At 72.9% G+C, this 21470-nt stretch carries 7 protein-coding genes; all 7 read left to right on the forward strand.

Translation table 11 applies throughout. The features are described from left to right. Positions 1-114 precede the first annotated feature (114 nt). The 7 genes from BLW85_RS05960 to BLW85_RS05990 all read left to right on the forward strand — a co-directional run bounded on the left by BLW85_RS05960 (position 115) and on the right by BLW85_RS05990 (position 21310). Entirely contained in the window at positions 115-456 is a 342-nt protein-coding gene (locus BLW85_RS05960) for a WXG100 family type VII secretion target (RefSeq protein ID WP_079172270.1), read from the forward strand. A gap of 50 nt (positions 457-506) precedes the next feature. Further along, positions 507-794 (forward strand): WXG100 family type VII secretion target, encoded by a 288-nt coding sequence (locus BLW85_RS05965; RefSeq protein ID WP_070026593.1) that lies wholly within the window; start codon positions 507-509, stop codon positions 792-794. 3 nt (positions 795-797) lie between these two features. After that, on the forward strand, positions 798-1352 hold the full coding sequence (locus BLW85_RS05970; protein ID WP_070026592.1) for a hypothetical protein: 555 nt from the start codon (positions 798-800) through the stop codon (positions 1350-1352). Between the two features lie 92 nt (positions 1353-1444). Beyond that, positions 1445-4834, forward strand: a complete 3390-nt coding sequence (locus tag BLW85_RS05975; protein WP_074991256.1) for a WXG100 family type VII secretion target — start codon at positions 1445-1447, stop codon at positions 4832-4834. A gap of 118 nt (positions 4835-4952) precedes the next feature. Beyond that, on the forward strand, positions 4953-5393 hold the full coding sequence (locus tag BLW85_RS05980) for a YbaB/EbfC family nucleoid-associated protein (RefSeq protein ID WP_074991258.1): 441 nt from the start codon (positions 4953-4955) through the stop codon (positions 5391-5393). A gap of 48 nt (positions 5394-5441) precedes the next feature. Next, the gene (locus BLW85_RS05985; protein WP_070026589.1) at positions 5442-5807 is read left to right on the forward strand and encodes a WXG100 family type VII secretion target; all 366 of its coding nucleotides are present in this window, start codon (positions 5442-5444) and stop codon (positions 5805-5807) included. Beyond that, positions 5804-21310: a WXG100-like domain-containing protein gene (locus tag BLW85_RS05990; RefSeq protein WP_074991260.1), complete on the forward strand. Its 15507-nt coding sequence runs from the start codon at positions 5804-5806 to the stop codon at positions 21308-21310. The genes BLW85_RS05985 and BLW85_RS05990 overlap by 4 nt, the downstream gene beginning before the upstream one ends. Positions 21311-21470 lie beyond the last annotated feature (160 nt).

The raw sequence follows: 21470 nt of genomic DNA on the forward strand, positions 1-21470 counted from the left end.
CCCGGCGGCGGCGGGTGACCCCCCACCATCCGGCGCCGATGCGCATCCGAACCCGGTGTGACATCGCTGTCAACGGCTCCGGCCGGGCGCCGCAGGACGAGAGAGGACCAGACGATGGCACTGACGTCAGTCGAACTACAGGGAATGACCGCCGCCCAGGGCAGCTTCCAGACCGCCCTGGACGAGACCACCGGCTCGTACGCGCAGATGGACGGCCAGATCGAGGGTCTCAAGGCGAGCTGGACCGGCGACGCGGCCAACATCTACACCGCCGCCATGCAGTCCTGGCTGGAGGACTTCGACAAGGTCAACCAGGCGCTGCGCACCATGCTGGAGAAGCTGGCGGAGAACACCAACGTCTACGCCAACACCCACGAGGACACCCAGCAGCGGGCCAACCAGGTCGCACAGCAGGTCGGCAGCGGCCACGTGGGTCTGCCGGGCTTCCCTTCCTGACCCGTCCCCGACCGACACACCTCGTACCTACTCAAGGAGCCCGACAGCAGATGGCCACGTACACCGTCCAGATGGAGCAGGTCGACTACATCGTCGGCGAGATGACCACCATCACCCAGAAGATCAACCAGACCCTCGCCGACCTGGACAACGCGGCGAAGATGCACCTGAGCGAGTGGACCAGCGACGCGCAGCAGACCTACCAGCAGGTCAAGGCGCAGTGGGACGCGGCCGCCGCGGACATGACGCAGAAGGCCGCCTCCGCCACCCAGATGCTCGGCGAGATCAACGAGTACTACGTCAGCGGCGAGCGCCAGGGCGTTCGACTCTGGGGGTGACCTGTGTACGACACTCCCCCACCGCCGATAAAACCGCACAAGACACCGCCACCGCCGAAACCCGAGCACTACGACGGCCAGACGACGATCGACGCCGGGCACGGCACCCCGCCCCCGGCCAAGAGCTTCGACCCGCCGAACGTGCCGGGCGGCTCGGGCAAGCCGGGCAGCGGCACCAGTGTGGACACGCCGTCGATGCTGCTGTTCGCGGACAACATCGACAAGTTGATCAAACCCGCGCGGGACGCCGCCACCGAGCTGCAGAAGGTGCAGGTCGAACCCGGCGCGTTCTACCACGCGAACCAGATCCGGACGAAGGTCAACGGCCCGAACGCCGACTCCGGACTGAAGGATCAGTACATCAAGGTGTTCCAGGACCTGGCCCAGGGCCTGGGTGATCTGCGTGACGGCATCAAGCAGTTGGCGCAGCACTACACCACGTTGGAAGACGCCGGGAAGATGAAGGCGACGGATCTGCAGAGCGCCATGCAGAGCACATCCAGCGACTTCACCAGCCTGGTGACCGACGCCGGCGGGTCCGGCGGCGGAGCAAGTTGACGGGTGGTCCCCGCCGTTCCCCGGCGCCGTACGCCGGCGGCCGGGGAACGGCGGGGACCTGACAGCGGCGCGAGCAGGAGACTGGGGCACACATGGGCAGCCCGGACTACAACACCGGCGGGTTCAAGGACAGCGACGACGGTGTCTTCGGTGATCCCGGAAGCGATCCGGGCTCGATCCAGGACTACAACTCGTGGGACTGGAAACAGATCATGGCGGCGATCAACGGCATGGCCGCCGGCACCTCCTCCGACTCCAACGTGGAGCGGGCCAAGGGCATCTCCGACCCCCAGTCCCTGATGGACGCGGCCGGTCACTTCCTCAACGCGCAGGTGGTGCTCACCGGGATCGCCAAGAGCCTCGCCGACCAGGCGACCGCGCTGGCCGGGGAGAACGGCCCCTGGAAGGGGGCCGCCGCGGACGCCTTCCTCGATATGATCAACACCTTCTCCCGCCAGGTGAAGGCGACCGCGGACGTACTCTCCGGCGGCGAGGCGGGCAACTCGGTGCCGCAGCAGCTCGCCGACAACTCGATCAACCTGCACAACGCCCAGGTCAAGATCGCGGACATCGACAGCTGGTACGCCAACCAGGCCGTGAAGATGGGCGTCAAGCCGATGAGCAACGGTCTGATCCCGATCCACGAGAAGCCCGAGCTGGTCGAGATGATGACCAACGACATGCGGGCGGTGCTCAAGAGCCTCGCGGGCGAGTACCAGGTCACCATCGACTCGGTGCACACCCCTCCGCCGGTGACCAGCCCCACCGACAGCCCCGATGTGCCGGACGACATCCCGGACCTGACCGACCCCGATCTCACCGACCCCGGCAACCTGCCCGACGTCAGCGCGCTGGACCCGCAGCAGTTCGCCGCCCCCGACGTCACGGGCACCGAGATGCCCGAGATGCCGGTCATGGACCCGATGGACGCACTCGCCTCGCCGACGCCGTACTCCTTCGGCACCGGCGTGGACGGCAGCGGGCCCGGGCTGGACGGCAGCGGGCCCGGGCTGGACGGTCTGCCGAGCGACCTCGTCGGCAACGACACCCTCGACCCGAGCGCCCTGGACCATGCGCTCAACCCGACCGCGTTCCCGGGCGGCAGCGACCTCGGCGGCGGCGCCCCGACTCTCGCACCCACCGCGTTCCCCGGCCTCAGCCCGAACGCCGACACGGTCAACGGCGGCGGGAAGATCCCGCCGCTGTCGAACCTGACCGAGGACCCGTCCACGTGGGGCGGCGGCGCTCCGCTGAAGTTCCCCGGCAGCACCGACGTCGGCGCCCCCGGCGATCTGAACGCGGGCGAGGGTCTTGGCGACGTCTCCCCGGCCCAGTACCCGGGCGGCCTGGAGACGACGGGCCTGCCGGACGGCCTCGACTCGCCCTCGATGCTGAACGACGCGCTGGAGTCGTCGCCCGGTTCGGGCACGACAGGGGACAACGCGGGCACCGGCCTGGGCGGTATGCCGATGATGCCCGGCATGGGCGGCGCGGGTGGCATGCCCCAGACCGGCGCCCCCGACCCGAGCGACTCCCGCGGCCTCCTCGACAACGAGGCCGAGCCCTGGCTCGGCGACCCCGCGGTGGGCGACGAGGTCGGCGGCCACGGCGCCGACGCGGGCGGCGACGGCCTCGCCCTGCCGTTCGACGAACAGCAGGCCCAGGCGTACCCCGGCGCCCTCGGCACCGACGAAGGCATGGGCACCACCGGCTTCGGCACGGGCGGCATGCCGATGATGCCCGGCATGGGCGGCGCGGGTGGCATGCCCCAGACCGGCGCCCCCGACCCGAGCGACTCCCGCGGCCTCCTCGACAACGAGGCCGAGCCCTGGCTCGGCGACCCCGCGGTGGGCGACGAGGTCGGCGGCCACGGCGCCGACGCGGGCGGCGAGGGCCTCGGCCTGCCACTGGACGAACAGCACGCGCAGGCGTACCCCGGCGCCACCGGCCTCGGCATGGGCGGCATGCCCATGTCCCCGGCGGCCATGGGCGGCGCCGGCGCCCAGCAGAACGGCGCCCCGGACCCCAGCGACGCCCGCGGCCTCCTGGACGGCGAGGCCGAGCCGTGGCTCGGCGATCCCGACGTCGAGCGGGAGATCGGCGGTGCCGGTGCGTCGGCGGGCGGCGAGGGGCTGGGCCTGCCGCTGGACGAGGAGGCGACGCCGGGTGCCGAGGGGGCCGGAGCGGGTGCGGCCCTGGGCCCGGGCGGCATGCCGATGATGCCGGGCATGGCCCAGGGCGGCCCGGCCGCCCAGGCGGGTGCCGACCGGAGCGACTCCTCGGGGCTGCTGGAGCCCGACGCCGAGGCGTGGAGCGGCGAGCCGGACGTCTCCGAGGAGGTTCTCGGGGGTGCCGCCGCGGGCGGCGAGGGTCTCGCCGGTCTGCCCGTGGCTCTCGGGTCCGCGGAGGCGGCGGCGCCCGGTCTCCCCGAGGGTGTGATGATCGGATCGGACGGGCTGCCCATCGCTCCGGAGCCGACGGCGGCGCCCCTGGCGCCCGCCGCGGAGGTCGCGACCGCGGAGGCCGGGGAGCCGGCCGCCGTCGTGGCGGGCGAGGCCGTGGCGGGTCAGGCCGGTCCGGGGGTGCCCGGCATGATGCCCGGTACCGGCGCCGCTCCCACGGGGGCACAGGAGGAGCGGTCCGACTCCTCGGGCCTGCTGGCCCCCGACACGCTGCCGTGGACGCCGGAGGCGGAGACCGACGGCGAGCGTCCGGTCGTAGGAGCCCAGGAGGGCCTGGGCGAGGGCGCGTTGCCCGCGTCGCTGCTGGGCGTGGCGGCGGGCGCCACCGCGGCGGCCGTGGCCGGGACGGCGCTCGGCGCGGATGCGGAGCAGTCCGGCGAACGCCGGCACCGGCATCGGGACGAGGACGACGGGGCTGCGCTGGTCGTGCTGCCGACGGGCGGCGGCCGGGACGAGGAGCGGCCCGCCGCCGAGACCCCGGAGGACGGGGGTGGCGAGGAGCCGGCGGCACCGGGGCACCTCGTCGCCGACGACACCTACGACGCCGAACTCCCCAACGACCACGTGGCGTTGGCGCCCGCCGCCGAGCCGGACGCGGAGGACACGGCGGCCTGGGACAGCGCGGGGGCGTCTTTCGTGCCGCTGCTGTGGTCGGTGCCGACCGAGGACGAGCAGGAGGTCCAGGCGCCCGGCTACGCGACGGAGGACGCGAGCACCTGGTCCGGCGGGGCCGCCGCCGAGGCGGCGCGGGAAGCGGACGGTCCCCGGCTGTCCACGTGGCGCCCCAACCGGTCGGCGCCCGCGGCCCCGGGGGAGGCCGTCGTCCCGGCCGTGCCGCTGCGCTCGTTCACCGGCGACCCCTCGGAGCTGACCGCCGAACTCCCCCCGCAGGAACCGGTGGAGGAGCCGGAGGACGAGGCGGAGGCGGAACAGCCGAGCCGGGGCATCGCCGACCTGCTGGTCCAGGACGGCGACACCTGGGGTTCGACGGCGTCCGACGGCTCCGGGGCGGTGCTGTGACACCGCCGCAACCGTCCGCCACCCGGCAGCCGCCCCCCGCGCGGCTCCGTCCCGGCACGCGGCGCCCCCACCCGGGCGCCGCGCCCGCCGCCCCCTCGCACGACGCAAGGAGACTCACGTGAGCAGCCCCTACGACCAGGAGATAGAGGACCTGCTGGCGCTGTACCGCAAACAGCGCGCGGAGGCCGCCGAGGCGCGGCGCCGGATCAACGAGGTGACCGGCACGGCGACCGCGCCCCGGCAGACCGTCAAGGCGACCGTGAACGCGCAGGGCGAGGTCACCGCGATCGAGTTCCCCACCGGCGCGTACCACCGCATGGCCCCGAAGGAGCTGTCCGAGGCGCTGCTCACCACCATCCGCCAGGCCCGCGCCAACGCGCTGGAGGCGGTGGCGGAGGTCAGCTCCCAGGGCCTGCCCGCGGGGGTCAGGATCACCGATCTGCTGGAGGGCCGGGTCGACGCCACGGAGCTGCTGGCCGAGGAGCCGGGCATGCCCGCCGAGGTGCGCGACTACATCGCCGAGGGGCGTCCGGACGTACGCCGCGGGGACGCCCGGTGACGCCGGACGACGCACCCCGCCACCACCACGGGATCTCTGGAGGAACGCATGGCTGACGGCGAGTTCTACGTCGACACCGACGGGCTGCGCAACCAGCTGCCGTACGTGCAGCAACTGGCGGCGCGGTTCCGGGACATCGGCAAGAGCCTGGAGGGCAGGCTCGGCGAGCTGGGCGAGTGCTGGGGCGACGACGCCACCGGCAGGCAGTTCTACTCGCAGTACGCCACGCCCAGGACGCAGATCATCGAAAGCACCGGGCAGATGGGCGAGTTGGTCGACAGCATGCACGACGGCATCCGGACCATGGCCGTCAATCTCGAACGCATGGAGGACCAGAACATCGAGGCCACCCGGCGCCTGCGCACCTCGACCGAGGCCAAGCCCGAGACGCGGGTGAAGAACACCAAGCCATGAGCATCGAACTGCCCCCGGAACTCGGTTGGGTCGCCAAGCTGGCCGTCGGACAGGAATGGCCGAAGGGCGACGAGGACAAGCTGCGCAGCCTGGGCGCGGCGTGGGACGACGCCGCGCGCCAGCTCACCGCCATCAGCCGCGAGATCGATCCCGCGACCAGCGGTGTGCTGAACAGCATCGGCGGCGAGGTGGCCGACGAGTTCGCCAACTTCACCCAGCAGTTGAAGTCCAACATCCCCGACATGGCCGAGGCGGCCGGGCAGTTGGGCGACCTGGGCAGAAACACGGGGTTGCAGGTCGAGTACGCCAAGTACATGATCATCGCGCAGCTGGTCTGGCTGGCGGTGGAGATCGCCGAACTGGCCTTCTGGGCGCCCGAGGCGATCCCGGCGCTGGTCACCGGCGTGCGGGCGATCGTGAAGATGCTGCTGAAGCGGCTGCTGATCTCGATCGCCACGGGTGTCGGCTTCATGGTCGGCATGGACGCGGTGATCCAGGGGATCCAGTTCCTCAAGGGCGACCGCACCAAGTGGGACACCGACGCCACGCTCCAGGCCCTGGAGGGCGGCGCCATCGGCGGTGCGATCGGCGGCCTCTTCTCGGGCGCGGGCTCGGTGGTGGCGCCGAAGTTCGCGTCCACGCTGATCGGCAAGGGCCTCATCGGCGGTGCCTCCAGCCTCGTCACCACCGAGGTGATGTCGGAGATCTTCGGCGGCGAGAACGACATGGGCGCCGCGCTGACCTCGGGCATCATCGGCGCGATGGGCGGCGGCGGGGGCAGGCGCAGGTTCGGCGGCGGTGAGCACACCGAGGTCCACACCCCGGACCTCCACCTGCCGTCCACGCCCGACCTCCACCTCCCCAAGCCGCCCTCCGGGGGCGGCGGCCCGGACCTGCCGAGCACGGAGAACCTGAGCACCGGTGACCTGGAGAAGGGCACGGGCTCCGGCTCCGGCAAGGGCAACGGCATCGACACCGTCGGCACGATCGGGGACGTCACGGGCCACACGAGCACCGGGAGCACCGGGAGCACCGGGAGCACCGGGAGCACCAACCACGGCCGGACGAGCGGCAGCGGTACGGCCACGACGAGTGCCGTCGGCGCCAAACAGACCTCCGGCCAGAACTCCGCTCGGGGCAGCGGCTCCTCGCACTCCACCAAACACCTCCCGGTCACCGAGTCCGAGGGCCACACCACCGGCAGCGGTCAGAAGACCGTCACGACTCCGCACATCTCCACCGAGACCGCGCCCCCCGCGCACATCGCCGTAACCGGCCAACAGGGGCACTCCGGCGGGCTGCCCGGCTTCGAGACCACGCACGACGGCGGCCACGGCACGGCCACGGACATCACGACGGGCGGGCACCAGGTCACGGACCCGCCCCACCACGCCGCGCCGCAGGTCACGGAGACGACGAACCACCCCGCACCCCAGATCACGGACACGACCAACCAGCCGGCCCCCCAGGTCACCGCGGACCAGCACCCCGAGACCCAGACCACCACCGGTCAGCCCGAGCCCGCGGCCACCACCGTCGGCCGGCCGCAGCCGCAGACGACCGCGACGCACCAGCCGCCGCCCCAGACCACCGCCAACCAGCCGCAGCCCACGGCCAAGGCACCCGCCACCACCCAGAGCCCGCAGAGCCCCCACGCCGTCGGCAATACTCCGCAGCCGAGCACAGGGCCGGGCCGGTCGCAGACGCCGGTGGCGGAAGGCGGCCGTCCGCCGACCGAGTCCACGGGCGCCCCCAACCCGGTCCACGGCCTCCAGTCGTCGTCCACCTCGCGTCCGGAGACGGAGTCCACCCCGCACCAGGAGTCCACCCAGACGCGCCCGACGGCCACCACCGGCCACTCCACCACCAGCCACCCCGCGCAGCACGAGGTCGCCCCTCGCGCACCCCGCTCCCAGGCGCCCGCCACCGAGAACACCACGGCCCCCCAGCAGCACCGGACCGCGACGCCCCCCGCCCCGCACCCCACCGACGGCGCGCACCTGCCCTCCTTCCCGGAGGTCCCCCGGCACCAGCCCGGTACGACCCCGCACCCGGAGGCCGTCGAGGACGGCTCCTCGGCCCATGTCACCGAGCAGCTGACCCGGTTGGACGGCATCGTGGTGCCCACGCACGACCCGGGCCCGCCGGGGCCGCTGCACGAGGCGCCGACGCCGCCGACGACCCGGCCCGTGTCGCCGGACGCCGGGGTACGGCAGCGTCTGACGGACCTCGACCGGGCCGCGCGTACGGCGGGCATGTCCGAGGCCGACCGCACCGCGTACGCCCGGGCGGTGCGGGAGGCCGTCGCGTCCGGTGACTGGGAGCGCGCCGGGGAGCACCTGACGGCCTTCCGCGACCATGTCGAAACGCGCACCGTCGACCAGCGTTACGAGGCGTTCCACGAGCACGCGCGGGGCGGCTTCGACCGGCTGACGAACCTCACCGGTTCCAAGGAGGAGTGGCAGAGCAAGGTCGACGCGGTCGAACAGGCCCACCGTTCGGGCGACTCCGAGCTGCTGGACAGCCGGCTCAACGAGTACTCGGCGTACGTGGAGAGCCATGTCCCCGCCGAGGCGCTGACCGGGCGGGACGCCCCCCGCCCGTTCCACCGGGAGGTGGAGGACCTGCGGCAGCGGCTCGCGCTGACCACCGACGGGTCCACCGCCGACCGGCTGCGCGCCCGGCTGGACGAGGCGCGCCAGGACGCCGAACTGCGCGACAGGCTGGCCAGGTTGCGCACCTCCACGGACCCGGACCCCGAGACGGCGGCGCTGTACGAGCGCCTCGACCACGCCAGGACGCCCGAGGAGGCGGACCTCGCCCTGCGGGACCTGGAGGAGCACCGCCGGGACCAGGAGCTGCAAGAGCGCCTCGACCGGCTCACGTCGGACGAGCCGACAACGGATCGGCGCCCGGAGCCCGGCAGCGAGGAGGATCTGCGCCGGCGTCTCGACGCCCTGAACGACGGCGCGGACGACCACGAACGCGATCTGCGCGACCGGGTGGACCGGGCGGACTCTCCGGAGGAGGCCGACCGGGCGCTGCGCGAGCTGCACGAGTACCGGGTGGACCAGCAGCTCCAACAGCGCCTGGACCGGCTCACGTCGGACGACACCGAGGACCGGCCCTCCGAGCGCGAACTGCGCGAACGCCTCGACGCCCTGCACGACGGCGAGAACGATCCGCGCGCCGCCGAGCTGCGCGCCCGCGCCCGGGACGCGGCCACCGAGCCTGAGGCCAAGGACGCCCTCGACAAGCTCGAACAGCACCTGCGGCAACGCGAGCTGGACCGACAGGACCGGGTGCGCGAACTGACCGCACGCATCGAGGAGTTGCGGAACCGGCATGCCGAGCAGTTGCTGGGCCTGCACTCCGGTGACCCCGATGACACCGCACGCCGGATCGAGGACACCCGCGACGAGCTGTCCTCGCACCTGACGTACGACGAGCGCACCGGCGGACTGCGGCAGGAGCTGGCGCGGCCGACCGCCACCGCCGAGTCCCCCGGTCACCTCGACCGCATCACCACCGGGTCCGACGAGCAGCCGCCGGTCGTCGAGGACAGCACGCCCCCGCAGCACAACGCGCCTGTGCCGCACGGGACTTCCGGCGGTGGCGGGCCGCTCCGGGTTCCGGTGCAGGACACCCACGTCCCCCGCGCCGACTCCGACGAGCAGGCCACGACGCAGCCCCCCTCGGAGAGTCACGGGAGCCACGGGCAGGTCCAGGAGGACCAGCAGCTCGTCGCCCACCAGGACACCCCGGTCGAGGACCCGACCCACCCGGCCAACCACCCGGTCCCCAGCACCAGGGACCTGGACGACCTGCGCCACGCGGCCGGTACCGGCGGCCCCTCGGGGCCGCCCCGGATGCGGGTGGACCGGACCCCGCGCTACGTGGTGCGCTCCGGCTTCGACCAGCGGCGCTTCACCGTCGGCGACACGCCGTACACCGAGCTGACGGTGCGCGTGGCGCTGAAGGACGACGGCTCGGGATCGCACGACGCCGAGGACGTCTGGCGCAGGGCGCAGGAGGGGGTCAAGCAGTACTTCAACGACCCGAAGTACACGCTGCCCAACGGTGACCGGCTGCACGTCACCGTCGAACGCGTCGGCGCCGACGACAAGCCCCATCTGACCGTCAACCTGGTGGACCCGGACCAGGGCATGGACCAGCGCAACTGGACGCCGGGGGCCAAGCCGGTCGAGTACGCGCACGAGATCTCGCACCAGTTGGGGCTGCGCGACGAGTACGCCGACGAGACCGCGCCGCAGCGGCCGCACATCCTCGGCAGCCTGCTGGGCGACGTCCACCGGGCCCCGGAGCACGAGGGTCTGACCCCCGGCGGGCTGCGCGACCGCCACCTGCGGCTGCTGGGCGCCCTCACGGCCGGCCACGACGACCTGCTCGCCCGGCAGGGCCACGGCGGCGACCACCTGACGGCGGCGCACCCCCAGGACCTGACCGGCGAGGCGGTCCCGCCGAAGCTGCCCGAGTCCACCACCGGGCAGCAGGGCACGCGGCAGCAGTACGACGACCCGACGCAGGACCCGGCCTGGCGGCAGTCGCGCGCCGGGGCCCAGCCGGTCCCGCGGACGCACACGTGGGTGGACCCGGTGTCCGACCCCACCCGGCAGCCCGAACCGGTGACCCCGCACCCGCACGAGGACACGCAGACGTCCGAGCCGCCGAAGCAGGGCGAGGACGACAACCAGGCCGGCCAGGACCGGGACGCGGACAAGGACAAGGACAAGGGCGACCAGAAGGACGAGGTTCAGCAGAAACAAGAGGACAAGCCGAAGGACGAGCACCAGCAGAAGGACGACGGCGAGGTCCGGCAGGAGCCCCAGGAGCCCAAGGAACAGCAGCAGAAGCAGGAGGAGGAGCAGGACCAGAAGGAGCAGAAGCCGCAGGACCCGGAGAAGCACGAGGAGCAGAAGGAGCAGGAGGAGCGCAAGGACAAGGACGGCCAGGAGGACGGGAAGGGCCAAGAGGACCGGAAGGACCCCGCCGTCACCCCCAAGGACGAGCAGGAGCAGAAGCCCCCCGAGCCCCCGGCCAAGGAGCCCGACCCGGAGCTGGACGGGCGGCACCGGGACACCCTCGCCGGGAAGAAGATCACCGAGGAGCCTGGCCCAGACGCGGTACGCGCCCGGATCGAGGCCCTGCTGCGCGACCACGCCGGGGACACGTCCGTCACCCAGCGCCTGGACGCGGCCCTCGACCCCGCCAACTTCCGCAAGCAGCACGGCCAGATGGTCAACGGCGGCTGGCGGTTCACCGTGCACGTGGGCGGCAGGCCGTACGAGGTCGAGGTGGGGGCGACCGCCTCCGCCTGGCGGCTGGACCCGAAGACCGACGCGGCCAAGGACAACGACGGCGAGGGCTTCGACGTGCCCGTCGAGTCGACGCACGAGTCCACCCCGCGCAAGACGGAGATGACCTCCTCCGAGGCAGGCCTGGAGCTGGGGCCGACGATCGTCCGACCCGTCAACCCCCAGCTGTCCGCCCTGGTCGCCCCCTCCGTGAAGCTGGGCGGCGCCACCCACGGCCGCGAGACCACGGTCAAGTCCTCGACGCAGACGGCGAACCAGTTCGCCTTCACCGGCAAGACCGACAGCTACACCTCCGAGTTCACCTACACGGTGAAGGTCACGGACCCCGAGGGCACCACGCTGCACGCCCCGGGCACGGACGACGCCATCAAGGGCCAGGTCCGCGCCGACGTGCCCCGCCCGCAGGACCTGGCCACGGGCCGGCCGCGCACCTGGCAGGGCTGGGACCCCGCCCGGACGAACGACACCGGCATCGGAACCGATACCGGCACCGGCACGAACGCGAAGAAGCCCGCCTCCGGCCACCCCGTGTCGATCACGGGGCTGAACTCGGCCCGCGACGCCGTCTACGAGGCGCTGCCGCACGAGGGCCGCCCGGACGGCACCGCGCACCAGGACATCGAGGACTTCTTCCAACCCTCCAACGTCCTCAACGAGTTCGAGCACGCCTCGGGCAAGGGGCTGCTGTCGAAGACGCTGACGCTGAGCGACGGCAGCAAGGCCCATCTGGTTCTGACGGTCGAGCCGGACGGCTCTCAGGCCCTGCACACCGTGGACGAAAAGGCCACCGTGGGCTCGAAGTCGTCGGGCGAGCACGGGCAGAACCGCACGGAGAACAGCTCCTGGTCGCTGGGGCTCAGCGGCGGCGCCACCGGAGAGGTGTGGAAGGCGCAGGACAGCTCGCGGTCCACCTGGCTGACCGGCACCGCCGGCTACACCGGCTCCAGCAACCTCGCCCACGGCACCAAGGGCAAGAACGCCGTCGGCAGCGAGTCCAGCCACGAGCAGACCGGCAAGGCCGACCTGGTCGCCACCCAGGCGCGGTTGCGCGTCCAGCTGGTGCGGCACCACTTCCAGCCGGGCCGCGACGGGCTGCACGGCACCACCACCACGGCGATCGGCGACCACTCCCCGCCGCCGTCCGAGCAGCCGCCGGTCCGGCCGAACGGCGATGTCGTCCTCACCATCGACCCGCAGCACGGCGAGGTGCTGCGCGCGGTCCCGCACGACCTGACCGCCCCGGCCACGACCGACCGGCAGCCGTCCCTCGAACCCACCCGGCTCACCGACCCGGTCGCGGCCCCGCGCACCACGTTCCTCCACGTCCCCGGCTCGACGGAGCTGGAGGACCACATCGTGCTCGAAATGCACCAGAACCACCCCGGCGTGCTGCCGCCGCCCGGCGCGATCCACGCGGACCCCACGGCCCCGAACCATCCGCGCGTCACCCCCGAGGCCTGGGACAACCTGCGTGACCTGCGCCGGCAGCTCGCCCCCTCCCGGCTGCGCGGCGCGGCGCCGAAGCTGCTGGACGGCACCTACCGGATCACCCTGAAGGGCTCCCATCTGCCGGGGCTTTCGGGCAAGAACCACGAGATCGTGATCAAAGCCGAGCCGGCCAAGGGCGATCACGTGGGCTCCGGCAAGTCGACGACGAAGACGTCCGGCACCCGCACCACCGGTGCCGACAAGTCCGTCACCCGCAGCTCCAAGCACGTCGTCAACCTCGCCGGGAACGTGCGCAGTTCGCTGGACCACCCGGACGTCACGCGCGGCTTCACCATGGGCAGCCTCGACATCACCGCCCACAACCCCTCGCACGGGCTCACCATGGGCACCGAGACCGAGGTGAAGCGGCAGTTCTCCCTGGAGGCGGACGCCGACGTCTACGCGCACCCGGTGACGTTCAAGGTGATGGTCGGCGTCGAGGACCCCAAGCAGCCGACCACGCGGCTGTCGACCGAGGCGCCCTCGGCACACATGCAGCGGATCAAGCCGGTGCGGCCCGAAGGCCCGCTCACCGTCGAGGTCGCGCGCCCGCCGAAGACGACCGACGACACCACCCCGCCGCCGCGGACCATCCCCACCCTGGACACGCTGCCGCAGCGCCACTCCGTCCGGTTCGTCACCGGCTCCGAGGAGTTCCGGGACCAGGCGCAGAAGTCCCTGACCAGCGCCTTCCAGAAGAAGACGGGCCCCTTGGGGAACACCCGGGTGCCCGAGCTGAAGGACGCCCTGGACGGGCTCACCGACGCGGAGCACCTGCGGTCCCTGGTCTCCGCCTCGCACGGCGGCTGGGCCAACAGCGGTGATGAACAGGTGGGTTCGGGCCGCAACCGGGACACCGTCGGGCTGTCCACGCGCACCGGGCTGAGCAACTTCCGGTTCCGCGAGACGCTGCCCGGCGTGGGCAAGCTGGAGATCGAGACCAAGACCAGCGTGTCCACCCAGGTCGCGGACAAGAACACGGTCGCGTTCAAGGCGGGACTCGGCTTCGACGTCGGCCGCTTCCCGTCCAAGGACAGCCCCGACGCGTCCTTCCAGGCGCGCGGCGGCGTCAAGGGCAAGGGCGGCGCCGGCCAGAACACCGGCGAGAACGTCAAGCACAAGATGACGACCTCCCGCAAGGCCGCGTACAAGGGCACCTGGCACGTGTACGAGGCCGACGCGGACGTCACCGTGCAGGGCAGGGTCACCGACGCCAAGGGCAACGTCTTCCTCGGGGAGCCGCAGACCGGCAAGCACCGGGTGCTGGTGCTGCTGTCCGACGACGACGTGCGCAAGCTCGGCGACGGGACCGGGAGCGGGACGACCCAGCCGGGGACCCGGCAGGCGCCGCTGCTCGCCAAGGGGCTGCTGGGCGGCGCCACCGCCGAGATCCCCAAGTCGGACGAGATCCTCGGCGAGATCGACCGGCAGATCCGCAAGCTGGACCAGGTCGCCCCCGTGCCGGAGGCGGCGCTGCCGTTCGCGGACACCTTCTCCCCGGAGAACCTGTCGGCCAACTACGAGGACCTGGTGGGCCGGGGCATCCTCGACTACCACGTGCACGAGTCCCGCACCCAGCGGGTGATCACCGAGGTGCTGGTCCGCGGCATCCCCGAGGGGAAGTGGACCGACGAGGGCGACCACTCCACCGGGGACACCACCCGCAAGGTGGGCATCGCACAGACCGTCAAGGGCAGCGCGGGGCACAACTGGTCGCTGGGCGCCGACGGCAACCTCCGCCTCTCCTACGCCCCGGTCGTCAAGCCGAAGCCCGGCCAGGACGCCGCCGCCGTCAAGGCGGAGGAGAGCAAGGGCGGACTCGGCAGCGCGGCCTGGGCGCCGACCGGGGGCGGTGAGGGCACCCGGACCAAGAGCGCCGAGACCGGCGTCACCACCAAGGTCGACCACAAGACGTCGAAGTTCGGCGACACGGTGAAGTTCGGCAACTCGATGCGCTTCGAGGTCACGGTGACCCAGCGCACCGAGTACGGCCGCTTCGTGAACCTCGCCGAGCCCCGCCCGGTGAAGCCGTCGTGGCGGGTCCACGTCTACGTGCCCAAGTCGCTGACGGAGACCGCCGAACAGGCCGCCGCACACCAGCAGAAGCCGCACACCCAGCAGCAGACGCCGCAGCAGACGCAGGAGCAGACACCGCAGCCCACGACGCACGACGGTGGCGACACCGTCGAGTTGCAGCCCCTCACCGGTTCCAAGGAGGACCGGGAGCGCTGGCAGGCGTCCCTGGACTCGGCCCACGACCTGGTGGGCTTCGACAACCACACCGGGCTGTACGACCAGGCGCAAACGGTGCTCACCACGCCCCGGCCCTGGGGGGACGGCATGCTGGGCAAGGCGGGCTCGGCCATCTCCTCGGGCCTGGGTTCGGCCGCCTCCACCCTCGGCCACTGGGCCGGGGCCATGACGCCCAAGGAGGCGCAGAAGCTGATCGCCTCCTTCGTCTCCGACCCCCGGCTGGACGACGCCAACCCCCTGGTGAAGGAGCAGCGCCTGCCGCTCGAGCAGCAGGTCTCGCTGCGCCGCACCCTGGGGCCGAGCACCCTGCCCACGGTGTTCCACCAGCTCAAGGACTCCGCCGGCGGTTATCGCACGGTGCCGCTCGGCAGCGACGGGAGGACCGGGCTGGAGGTCCGCCTCCAGCCCACCGGGGAGGCGGAGGAGATCTCCACCCGGGACGACGGCAGCGACGAGATCACCGTCGCCACCGAGCACGAGTCGGCCACGACCGCGAGCAACGGCGTCAACGCGAACCTGACGCCCCTCGCGTTCCCGGTGACCACCAAGAACCCGAACGTCATCGTCCCGTTGCCGACCAACGCCATGAAACTGGACCGGGACCAGACCTTCGAGAGCAAGTCCCCGGTGACCCGCGCCCCGGGTGTGCCGACCCGCACCCTCCCCCCGCCGGTCGTGCCGCACGGCAAGACGGCCGCGGAGCCGGGCAAGGCCACGCTCAAGGGCCCCCAGGTGCTGATGCGGCAGCCGGTCAGGCTGTCCACGCAGAAGTACGACGAGAACGGCACCTACGGGAACACGGCGCACACGGACGGGCACGTCTACTACTGGACGGCCAAGAAGACCGAGGACCCGGTCACGGAGCCGGAGAAGACGCCGGAGGAGAACAAGCGGCAGACACAGACCTCGAAGCCCACCGAACCGCACCGGCCCCCCGAGCCCACCGGGGAGAAGCAGCAGGACCCGAAGACCTCAGGGGAGGCGAAGGAGACTCCCGAGGACCCGAAGGAGACCGAGAAGCAGGTCCCGAAGGACACGACCGGAACCGAGAAGCAGACTCCCAAGGACACGACCGACACCCAGAAACAGCCCCCCGAGGACTCCGGGCAGAAGCAGCAGGAGCAGCACGAGCCCGAGCGGCAGCACGAGGACAAGGACGCCGAGGCACCGAAGCAGGACCGGAGGCCCGACGAGTCCGAGGACACCTCCTCCGCGCCCCCGGCCCCGCCCCGCCTCAAGGTCCCCGGCGACGGCCGCTGCCTGCTGTACTCCGTGCTCGCGAGCACCCCGCCCGAGCACTGGCCCGCCGCCCTGCACAACGGCACCCCGCGGGACGCGCGCGCCCAGCACGACGCCGTCCTCCAGCAGATCGGCACCCGGCAGCAGACGGCCGTCGACCCGCACAGCCCCTTGGGCCGGGCCGCCGGAAACCTGCACCGGATGGTGCTGGACGGTCTGCGGTCGACCCCCGCGCACGAACTGCCGCGCGAGGTCGCGGAGGTGTACCGGCGCGTCCAGGTGGACCGGCTCCAGCGGCAGCTGCGTACCGAAAGCCCCGCAGAACTGCGCGCGCGGCTGGGGCGCTACGGCGTCGACCGTGTCATGTCACCCGACTGGCTCCACCCGCGGGCCCTGCGCACCCTCTACATCGAGGCCCGCACCCGCGAGTTGACGGGCGCACCGCACCACCTCTCCCCGCGGGACGCCGCCGAGGCCGCCGCGGCCGAGGTCCCGGAGACGACGAACAAGCTCGGCCACTGGGTCCTGCACGACGACGCCCTGGCGCCGCACGCCCAGTTCGACTATCTGACCGCGCACGGCGAGCCGCTGAGCCTCGACCACATCGACAGCAAGGAGTCCCTGGTCGACGCCGTCGTGGACACCTCGCTGCACCAGCCGCTGACGCCGGCCGAGCACCAGGCGCTGGTCCGGGCCGTGGAGAACTGGGTGCCGGGCAACGGCGCCTGGAACACCGACGAGGGCGAGGTCTTCCCCGCCCTGGTGGCGCACACCCTCGGCACCCGGCTGCGCACCTTCCGGCTGCTGCCCGACGGCACGACCACCATGGAGACGACCGGCCCCGGACACACCGGCCGCACGGTCGACGTGCACTACGACGGCCACAGCCACTACGACGCCGCCCAGTTGCCGACGCGCCACACCACGACGGTCGCCGACGACGAGGTCGCCCCCAGGGCGCCGAAGGCACCCGGGTCCGTCACCGGCAGCGCCGCTCCGCGCCGTCCCCGCGACCAGTCACCCCGCTTCGTGGTGCGCTCCGCCTTCGACGCGCGGGTGTTCCGCGCCGGTGACACCGCCGTCACCGATCTGACGGTCCGGGTCGCCTTCCGGGGCGGTTCGGAGCACGACCCCGAGACCGCCTGGCAACGGCTGGTCCAGGGGACCGAGGAGTTCTACAACGGTCCCGGCCACCGCCTGCCCGACGGCAGCCGACTGCACGTCACGGTGGAGCGCGTGGCGGCGGACGACCAGCCCCATCTGGTGGTGGACCTCGCGGGCCACGACCGCCCGATGGACCAGCACACATGGTGGCCGGACGCCGAACCGGTCGCGTACGCGCACGAGTTGGGCCATCAGCTCGGGTTGCGCGACGAGTACCGGGAGGACGACGGCGAGGGTCCGGGCCGGGCCGGGGTGACGGGCAGCCTGCTCGGCGACTTCCACCGGCCGGCGCCGGACGGCCTCGCCCAGGGCGGGCTGCGCGGACGGCACCTCCAACTGCTCGGGGCGCTCGTCGGCGACGTACCCGAGACCGTCGTACATCCCGGCGCCGACGCGGCGCACACCGCCTTCGGCCCGCAGGACCCGCGCTGGCAGGAGGCCCGTGCGGCCGCCCCGCCGGTGACCCGGCGGCACGTCTGGGTCGACCCGGTGACCGATCCCGGACGGCACGACGGGGAGCAGGAGCAGGAGGGGCGGACCCGGGACCCCCGTGTGCCGCACGGCGTCCACGAGCGGTCCGGGGAGGAGGACTCGGAGGACTTCGACTACGCGGAGATCCTGGCGGAGTACACCGATGACCGCAGGCGCGAGTACGACTGGCTGGACCAGTTGTACGGCGACACCCTCGACCAGGACGGGTACGACCGGGTCCACAACGCCCTGCTGACCCTCCAGTCGATGGACCTGGCACACGTCACGCCGGACGCGGAACAGCGGCCCCCCGTCGAGGTGCTGGCCGAGCAGGTGCTCCACCTCGACGGCGCGCCCACCGCGCAGGACTACCGGGATCTGCTGGAACTCACCGCGCTCGCCGGTCCCGAGGCGACGCGGGACGCCGCCGCGCTCGGCGCGCACTTCCTCGCCACCACGCACCAGGCGCTGGGCGACGACACCCTGCTGCACGGCGGCTCGGCGCACGTGGGCCGCGACTGGACGGCCTCGCGCACGGTGCCGTCGGACCTCACCCGCTACACCACGACCGGCTCCGACGGGGAGCAGACGCGGCACACGGCACCGTGGCGCAGCCCCTACGTGGCGGCCGCCGACCGGACCCCGGACGGGCTGGCGCTGCGGCTGAACGGGCGTACGGTCCAGGTGTCCGAGGCCGAGTTCGCCGAGCTGGTGGCCCGTGACCCGCTGCGCGGCGCGGACCAGGACATCGTGCTGGTGGTCTCGCACGGGCAGGACCAGGAGCTGGCGCGGCTGGTCGCGGACCGGGCCGGGACGGCGGTGTGGTCGACCGACTCGCAGGTGCACCCGGTGCTCGACTGGCGGACCGGTGACGAACTGCTCGACCTGACGGGCGGCAGCGGCGGCTGGGCGCTGCATCTGGGCGGCCCGCGCGGCCCGTTGGACCTGTTCGACTTCGGCTTCGGCTCCCCGACGCCGGAACACGAAGCCCCGACGCCGGAGCACGAACCCGCCGGCCCGGACTACGCGAGCAAGCTGCTGCCGCACCCCGGCGGCCACGAGTCGGCCCTGGCACCGGCGAACCTGCTCGACCGGCTGAGGGCCCGCCCGCTGACGACCAGCGACTACGAGGTGATCGGGGCCGATCCCCGCACGGTGCTGTTCGAAGAGCCCACCGGCATGAACTTCGCCACCTTCGCCTACGGCCGCTCGGGCGACGTGCCCTCGTTGTGGGTGCCCTCCCAGGGGCACCAGCGGACGCTGGTCGGGGACCACCCGCCGCTCCATGTGTCACAGGACCTGTCGCTGGCGCACCGTGAGGGCGGCTACGGCCAGCAGGTGTTCGCCACTGCCGAGGCGATCGAGGCGTCCAACCGGCGGCTGGCGCTCGCGGGCTCCCTGGTACGGCTGGAGGCAGGGGACCTCACGCTGCGGGTTGCCGACGGCCAGGGTGGGCATCGTGAACTGGTGCGCGTCACACCGCGGTTCCTGACCCGCTCCGGGAAGTCGGAGGAGGAGATCTGCCGGGACTTCGCCCAGATGGTCTCGGGCGGCGCCCCCGCCTCGCACGTGGTCTTCCGCGGCCCCGACGGCACGAGCCTGGACAAGGCTCCGATCAACGCCCTCGGCCGCACCGAGGTCACCGGCATCCACCACCTCGCCGAGTCCCTCTCGCTGGTGGCCGACGGCGAGCGGCCGACCGGGCCGCTGGGCCCGTCGTGGGCCGTCGACCAGGTGCGGCGGGACGACCGGCTCATCGCCGAGAGCGACGGCCCGACCCCGGGCAAGTCCTACGGCAGCGCGCTGAGTTACGACCCGCTGGTCAATCCGCGGCGCGACGCGCTGTCCGCCGCCGCGCGAGAGATCGGCATCAACGAGCACGCCTGGGCGAAGGTCGGCGAGGCCTACCTGGTGCACTCGATCAACGCGCTGGACGAGAACGGCCTGCCGAGCCTGGCGCACAACTACGCGAAGCCCGGCGAGCCGGAGGGCAGCCACTACGGCTACCACTTCGCCACCGTCGTGCTCTCCAGCGAGGACGGCAGGCACCAGATCACCCTGGAGAACTTCGCCCGCCGCGCGCACGTCGCGAGCATCGTGAAGACGGCCGTGTCGGAGACGCTGCGCCACGGCACCCCGGGCGGGTTCCGGAGGCTGCACCGGGCCATCGACGAAGAGCTGGACCAGGCGCGGGCGGCCGGCGCCGACGAGGCGCGGGTCAAGCGGCTGGAGCGGCATCTGGCCCTCGTGGACGCGCTGACCAGGACGGCGGACGCCCGGCGGAAGGTCGACGGGGCGGCTCCGGGCACCCCGGAGCACGCGAGCGCCGCCGCGGAGTTCGACAAGGCGCTCAAGGCCGCCGAGGCGCGCATGAAGCAGGCTTCGGAGCTGGCCAAGGGCAGCGACCTGTGGCACTTCCGGATGTTCTCCCAGCGGCCCGGCGAGACCATGCACGAGGTCAGCGCCGACCTGCTCACCTCGGACCGCTCGGCCGAGGCCAACCCGCTGACCGCGGTGATCGTGCACGGTCACCGGCTTCCGAAGATCGACATCGGGTTCCGTGAGGGCTCCCGGCAGATCGGCAAGGACGAGGGGCGCAAGCTCAACTACGTGGCCGAGCTGGCGACCCGGACCGGGCTGTGGAACCACCACAACGGGCTGCCGCTGCCCCGGATCACGGTGACCGGGCGCGGCAACGCCCGCCGCCCCACGCTGGGCGGTGCCCTGCCCGACGCCGCGCAGCAGCGGGCGCAGGCCGTGCACGGGGAACTGCGGGACCGGCTGGACCGGTATCTCATCAACTACCAGCACGGTTCTCCCCGGCAGCGGCTGACCGCGGCCGACTTCCCCGTCACGGTCACCACCGAGCGCCCGCCGAAGGGCGCCGACCAGGAGCAGGGCCGCCGTACGACGGTCGCGGTGCACGACGCCCGCGCGGACCACTCCGAGGTGTCGCCCCGGGCGCCCCGGACCCCGCTGCGGCAGCAGACGCCCACCGAGAACCGGACGCAGACACAGCCCCGGACACAGACGCAGGCGCAACCCGAGGTCACGGCCCCCGTCGTGCCGCACACCGCCCCGCCGGCGGCGCCGTACCGCAGTGAACGGCTGACCATCGGCAGCGTCGAGTTCGCGGACGGCTCGTCCGAGCCGACGGGGGCGCAGCGGGAGACGGTGCACCGGCTGGCCGCCGAGGTGGCGTGGGCGTCGCTGGCGAACGTACGTGCGGGCTTCCCGCCGCCGAGGGTCACGGTGGTCGGCCACGCGGACGGCATGCGCGGCGGGCTCCCCCACTTCGGCGAGGCGCTGCGGCGCGGGCAGGCACGCGCGGACGGCGTGGCGGACCTGTTCCGTTCGGCCCTCGCGGTCCACCTGGAGCGGCTGGGGACCGGCGAAGAGGCCGTCACGCTCCTGGCGGACATCGAGGTCACCGCCCGTTCCGAGGGCAACGCACCGCCCGGCGGCGGGACCGCGGGCGAGGACCCGGCGGCCGCGCTGCGTCATGCGTTCGTCGTGGTCGAGCTGCCCCGACCGGCCGGTGGTGACGCCTGATGGGCCCGGCGGGGCGGCGGCCACGGCACGCGCCGCCGGGGCCCGTTCGGGAGGGCGTCGGCGCCGCGGAATGCGGCAGCGCACATGACCTTCGGGGCCACAAGACCGATACTGAGGTGCAAGGCTCCGACCACCCACCTGGTCCCACCCGGCCTGAACA

This window comes from Streptomyces misionensis, assembly GCF_900104815.1.
Taxonomy (GTDB): domain Bacteria; phylum Actinomycetota; class Actinomycetes; order Streptomycetales; family Streptomycetaceae; genus Streptomyces; species Streptomyces misionensis.